Genomic DNA, 242 nt, shown 5'->3' with positions numbered 1-242 from the left:
CTCTACGAGCATGAACAAACGCAACCGTGAAAATCAAAATAGCATAAATTGTGATCTATTCGTCGGAAATATGTGCAATGTCCACCTAAGGTTATGAACAAATTAAAAGCAGAAATACATTTGTTCAAAACTCACCTGCAAAACTGAACGGGGGAAATATGCAAACGAGTGATACCCGCGCGTTACCGCTACTTTGCGCCCGCTCGGTTTATAAACAGTATTCAGGGGTCAATGTCCTGAAA

The 242-nt window shown here is 41.3% G+C and carries 1 pseudogene; it reads left to right on the top strand.

The features are described 5' to 3' along the window. Positions 1-158 precede the first annotated feature (158 nt). Positions 159-242 (top strand): annotated as a pseudogene (locus V5P19_RS24340) (autoinducer); the annotation flags it as partial.

Source organism: Enterobacter sp. UNJFSC 003 (assembly GCF_036903355.1).
Classification (GTDB): Bacteria; Pseudomonadota; Gammaproteobacteria; order Enterobacterales; family Enterobacteriaceae; genus Enterobacter.
The sequence above is the reverse complement of the archived record's forward strand: the minus strand, read 5'-3'. Positions and strand labels throughout refer to the sequence as shown.